We start from the raw sequence: 4,767 nt of genomic DNA, 5'->3' as shown, positions 1-4,767 counted from the left end.
GCGGCGGTCGAGGCGGCCCGGGCGTAGGCCGACCCGGACGGGGAGAGCGCGTGCGAAGCCGACCCGGGTTCAGGCCATGCTGAGGTGGGCTCGGCCGGGTTTGGCTCGGGCGAGTCAGATCTTGTCGAGTCGCCCTCGGGCGCGGTGCGCTCGGCGGGGCCGGAGCTCGGGGCGGTGCCGGAGCACACGGCGGGGCCGGATTCCGGGGCGGTGACCGAGCACACGGCGGGGCCGGAGCTCGGAGCCGGGACGGAGGGCGCGGCGGGGGAGTCGGGTGGCGCTGGGGACGTACCCCAGCGGCGGCTGGCGGGACGGCGGCGGGCGACGGCCGCGCCGGAGCCCGCGCCCGAACTGTCCGACGCCGAGCTGCGCGGCGCGTTGGAGGCGATCCTGCTGGTGGTCGACGAGCCGGTCAGCGAACTGGTGCTGGCCCAGGTGCTGGAGCAGCCCGCCGAGCGGGTCGGGCCGATGCTCGACGAGATCGCCGCCGGTTACACCGCGGCCGGGCACGGGTTCGAGCTGCGCCGGGCGGCCGGTGGGTGGCGGCTTTACACCCGGCCGGAATACGCTACGTACGTTGAGCGGTTCGTACTGGACGGGCAGTCCGTGCGGCTGACCCAGGCGGCGTTGGAGACGCTCGCCGTGGTCGCCTACAAGCAGCCGGTGACCCGTTCACGAATCTCAGCCATCCGGGGTGTGAACTGCGACGGGGTCATCCGTACGCTGGTCACCCGCGGCCTTATCGAGGAGTGCGGCACCGAAACGGACAGCGGGGCGTTCCTCTACCGGACCACCACGCTGTTTCTGGAGAAGCTCGGGCTGAACACCGTCGACGAGCTGCCGCCCCTCGCACCCTTCCTGCCCGACGACGTAGAAGAGCTTGCTGATGCGACCCGATAACCGTTCCCCGAAACCCGACGCGCCCGTCTACGAGGGGGCTGAGCGTCTGCAGAAGGTGCTCGCCGCCGCCGGCGTGGGTTCCCGGCGCGCCTGTGAGGACCTGATCTTCCGCCGCCGGGTCACCGTGGACGGGCGGGTCGCCAAGCTCGGCGACAAGGTCGACCCGGCCACCTCCGTGATCCACGTGGACGGGGAGCGCCTCCAGGTCGACATTCGCCTGGTCTATGTGGCGATGAACAAGCCGCGTGGGGTGGTTACCTCCATGGCGGACGACAAGGGACGCAACGAGCTGGCCGAGTTCATCGGCAACAGGGTGGAGCAGCGGGTCTACCACGTGGGGCGGCTCGACGCGGACAGTGAGGGCCTTCTGCTGCTCACCAACGACGGCACCCTCGCTCACAAGCTCATGCACCCCTCGTACGAGGTGCTGAAGACCTACCTCGCCGAGGTGGTCGGGCCGATCCCGCGCAACCTGAGCAAGCGGCTGCTGGCCGGGGTCGAGCTGGAGGACGGGCCGGTCAAGGTCGACTCGTTCAAGGTGGTGGACACTCTGGGTAAATCTGCCCAGGTGGAGCTGAGCCTGCACGAGGGCCGCAAGCACATCGTCCGACGGCTGATGGAGGAGGTCGGCCACCCGGTCACCCGGCTGGTGCGTACCTCGATCGGTCCGATCCGGCTCGGTGAACTGCGGACCGGGCGGATCCGGCGGTTGACCAACGCCGAGGTCGCCGCCCTGTTCAACGCGGTGGGTGACTGACCCCCGAGTTCGGGGTACGGCAGTCGGTAGGCTCCACCGATGGCCGGGACGCGGCCGCCCGGGTGGCGTGGGTCGCCTCTGGCGGCGTCGCGCGCGGGTTCGTTAGCGCACCCGGGCATGATTGATGACGATTGACAACCGCTTGCGGCGCCAGCACCGGGCGATCCGTGAGGTACGGGCTGAGGAGGACACGGTGGAGGAAAACGTACGGACTGGGCGATGTGTGGTCGCTGTGGACGGGCCGTCCGGTTCGGGCAAGTCCACCGTGTCGCGGCGGCTCGCCGCGAGCATCGGTGCGCGCTACCTGGACACCGGGGCGATGTACCGGGCGATCACGTGGGCCGTGCTGCGCTCCGGCGTGGACCTCACCGACGCCGCGTCGGTGGCAAAGGTCGCGGGCGAGGTCAACCTGCGCATCGGCACCCACCCGCAGGGGTACGCCGTGACCGTCGATGGGGTCGGCGTGGACGCCGACATCCGTGGCACCGAGGTGACCGGCGCGGTCTCCGCCGTCGCCGCCGTGCCGGCTGTCCGTGAGCTGCTCGTCACCCGCCAGCGCGAGATGATCGCCAATGCTGGTCGGATGGTGGTCGAGGGTCGCGACATCGGCTCGGTCGTGGCGCCGGACGCCGACCTGAAGGTCTTCCTGACCGCCTCCGAGGCGGCCCGTGCGGCCCGGCGCAGCGCCGAGGACGCCGCCGACGTGGCGGCCACTGCCGCCGACCTGGCCCGGCGGGACAAGCTCGACTCGACCCGCAAGGTCAACCCGCTGGCCCAGGCGCCCGACGCGGTGGTGCTGGACACCACCGAGCTGGGCATCGACGAGGTCGTGGCGCGGATGCGCGACCTGCTCACCGAGCGGGGCGTCGCATGAGCCGTGCGGTTGTGTCCCATGACGGTCCGGAGCGAAGCGGAGGAGCGGCATGAGCAGCGATTCAGGCGGTTGGGTCGAGCTGCGTGAGCCCGACGTCGTCGTGGAGGAACCGAGCGGCCCGCAGCCGGTGGTGGCCGTGGTCGGCCGTCCCAACGTGGGCAAGTCGACGCTTGTCAACCGGATCATCGGCCGCCGGCAGGCGGTCGTCGAGGACGTTCCTGGCGTGACCCGCGACCGGGTCCCGTACGACGCGCAGTGGAACGGCCGGGCGTTCACCGTGGTGGACACCGGCGGCTGGGAGCCGGACGCGAAGGACCGCGCCGCGGCCATCGCGGCGCAGGCCGAGACGGCGGTCGTCACCGCCGACGTGGTGCTCTTCGTGGTCGACGCGATGGTGGGCTCCACCGACGTGGACGAGGCCGCGGTGAAGATGCTGCGGCGCAGCGCCAAGCCGGTGATCCTGGTGGCGAACAAGGCCGACAACAACTCCATCGAGATGGAGGCCACGTCGCTGTGGTCGCTCGGTCTCGGTGAGCCGTTCCCGGTGTCCGCGCTGCACGGACGCGGCTCCGGCGACCTGCTCGACGCCATCCTCGCCGCGCTGCCGGAGGCACCGGCGATCGTGGAGAACCGTCCGCGTGGACCGCGCCGGGTGGCGCTGGTCGGGCGGCCGAACGTCGGCAAGTCCAGCCTGCTCAACCGGTTCTCCGGCGAGGAGCGGGCGGTCGTCGACTCGGTCGCGGGCACCACTGTGGACCCGGTGGACAGCCTGGTCGAGATCGGCGGTCAGACCTGGCAGTTGGTGGACACGGCCGGACTGCGCAAGCGGGTCGGTAAGGCCAGTGGCACCGAGTACTACGCCAGCCTGCGCACCGCTGGCGCGATCGAGGCCGCTGAGGTGGCCGTGGTGCTGCTGGACTCCAGCGAGCCGATCAGCGAGCAGGACCAGCGGATCCTGTCGATGGTGACCGAGTCGGGCCGGGCGCTGGTCATCGCGTTCAACAAGTGGGACCTGGTCGACGCCGACCGGCGGTACTACCTGGACAAGGAGATCGACCGGGAGTTGCGCCGCATCCCCTGGGCGATCCGGCTGAACCTGTCGGCGATGACCGGCCGTGCCGTGGACAAGCTGGCCCCGGCCCTGAACAAGGCGTTGGCCAGCTGGGAAACCCGTGTGCCGACCGCGCACCTCAACCAGTGGCTGACCGCGCTGGTGCAGGCCACCCCCCACCCGGTACGTGGTGGACGGGCGCCGCGCATCCTGTTCGCGACGCAGGCAGGCGTGGCGCCGCCACGGTTCGTGCTCTTCACCACGGGCCCGCTGGACGCCGGCTACCAGCGCTTCGTCGAGCGCAAGCTCCGCGAGGAATTCGGGTACGAGGGCAGCCCGATCGAAATCTCGGTCCGCCCGCGCAAGAAGCTCGGCCCCGGCGGCCGAGGCAAGGCGCACGGCTGACCGCTTTTGCTAGGCCGCATGCCGGATGGGCGATCCTGCCCATCCGGCATTTCCCTGTCCACCCCCACCCTCCTAGGACGCTCTAGGGGTTGTGCGGTGGCTCGTTGTGGGTGGTTCGGCTGCGTCACGACGCCGGTGGGGCCTGTGCGGACGACCCGGAGCTGCTGCGCTAAGCTGTACCGGCTGCCGCGGGGGAAACCACGCGGGGGCGGGACGTGGCGCAGCTTGGTAGCGCACTTGACTGGGGGTCAAGGGGTCGTCGGTTCGAATCCGGCCGTCCCGACGCAGGTCAGAGGGTTGATCCGGAACTCGGATCGGCCCTCTTGGCGTTCTGGGGACCAAGATCGGTCAAGTTGGCGGTGGCTGGCGCTCCTTGACCGTTGGTCAAGTCTCAAGTGTCCAGCCGGATGGCTGCCGAATCGTTCACTTCTGGATCAGAAAGCGGCGCGAGCGCGGTGCCGCTCGCGCGGTCTGCCCTGCGGGCGGCCTTCGGCCGTTCTCGGCGCCCGCAGCGCTACATGCCGTCGTCCCGAATTCGGTAAGCAGCGGCGAGGTTGTTGCGCGACGTCAGCGTTTTCGGGTGTTCGTCACCCAGCACTCGCTCACGTACGGCCAGCGTCGCCTCGTACAACGGGATCGCCTCACTCAACCGCCCAGCCGCTTTATGGGCGTAGGCCAGGTTGTTGCGCGATGTCAGCGTGTCCGGGTGTTCGTCACCTAGCACCCGCTCATACGCGGCCAGCGTCGCCTCGTACAACGGGAGATCGGAAGCGCCGAGTT

Annotated in this window: 5 protein-coding genes and 1 tRNA gene; 5 read left to right on the top strand and 1 reads right to left on the bottom strand. The window is 70.4% G+C overall.

The window, feature by feature from the left end:
* Window positions 1-144 precede the first annotated feature (144 nt).
* The 5 genes from scpB (at window position 145) to PSH25_RS16180 (ending at window position 4,270) form a co-directional block, all read left to right on the top strand.
* Window positions 145-900 carry an SMC-Scp complex subunit ScpB gene (gene scpB / locus PSH25_RS16200; protein ID WP_372492801.1) on the top strand — a complete coding sequence of 252 codons (756 nt, stop codon included), beginning with the start codon at window positions 145-147 and terminating at the stop codon, window positions 898-900.
* Window positions 887-1,657, top strand: a complete 771-nt coding sequence (locus tag PSH25_RS16195) for a pseudouridine synthase (RefSeq protein WP_238659881.1) — start codon at window positions 887-889, stop codon at window positions 1,655-1,657. The genes scpB and PSH25_RS16195 overlap by 14 nt, the downstream gene beginning before the upstream one ends.
* A 193-nt stretch (window positions 1,658-1,850) precedes the next feature.
* Window positions 1,851-2,531, top strand: a complete 681-nt coding sequence (cmk, locus tag PSH25_RS16190) for a (d)CMP kinase (RefSeq protein WP_238659880.1) — start codon at window positions 1,851-1,853, stop codon at window positions 2,529-2,531.
* 49 nt (window positions 2,532-2,580) lie between these two features.
* Window positions 2,581-3,987, top strand: a complete 1,407-nt coding sequence (gene der, locus PSH25_RS16185; RefSeq protein ID WP_238659879.1) for a ribosome biogenesis GTPase Der — start codon at window positions 2,581-2,583, stop codon at window positions 3,985-3,987.
* 209 nt (window positions 3,988-4,196) lie between these two features.
* Window positions 4,197-4,270: transfer RNA gene (locus PSH25_RS16180), tRNA-Pro, on the top strand.
* 231 nt (window positions 4,271-4,501) lie between these two features.
* On the opposite strand, the gene PSH25_RS16175 is transcribed toward PSH25_RS16180, so the two are convergent.
* A partial coding sequence (locus tag PSH25_RS16175) for a tetratricopeptide repeat protein (protein ID WP_238659878.1) occupies window positions 4,502-4,767 on the bottom strand: 266 nt, incomplete at its 5' end.

Source organism: Micromonospora foliorum (assembly GCF_022229015.1).
Lineage (GTDB): Bacteria > Actinomycetota > Actinomycetes > Mycobacteriales > Micromonosporaceae > Micromonospora > Micromonospora foliorum.
The sequence above is the reverse complement of the archived record's forward strand: the minus strand, read 5'-3'. Positions and strand labels throughout refer to the sequence as shown.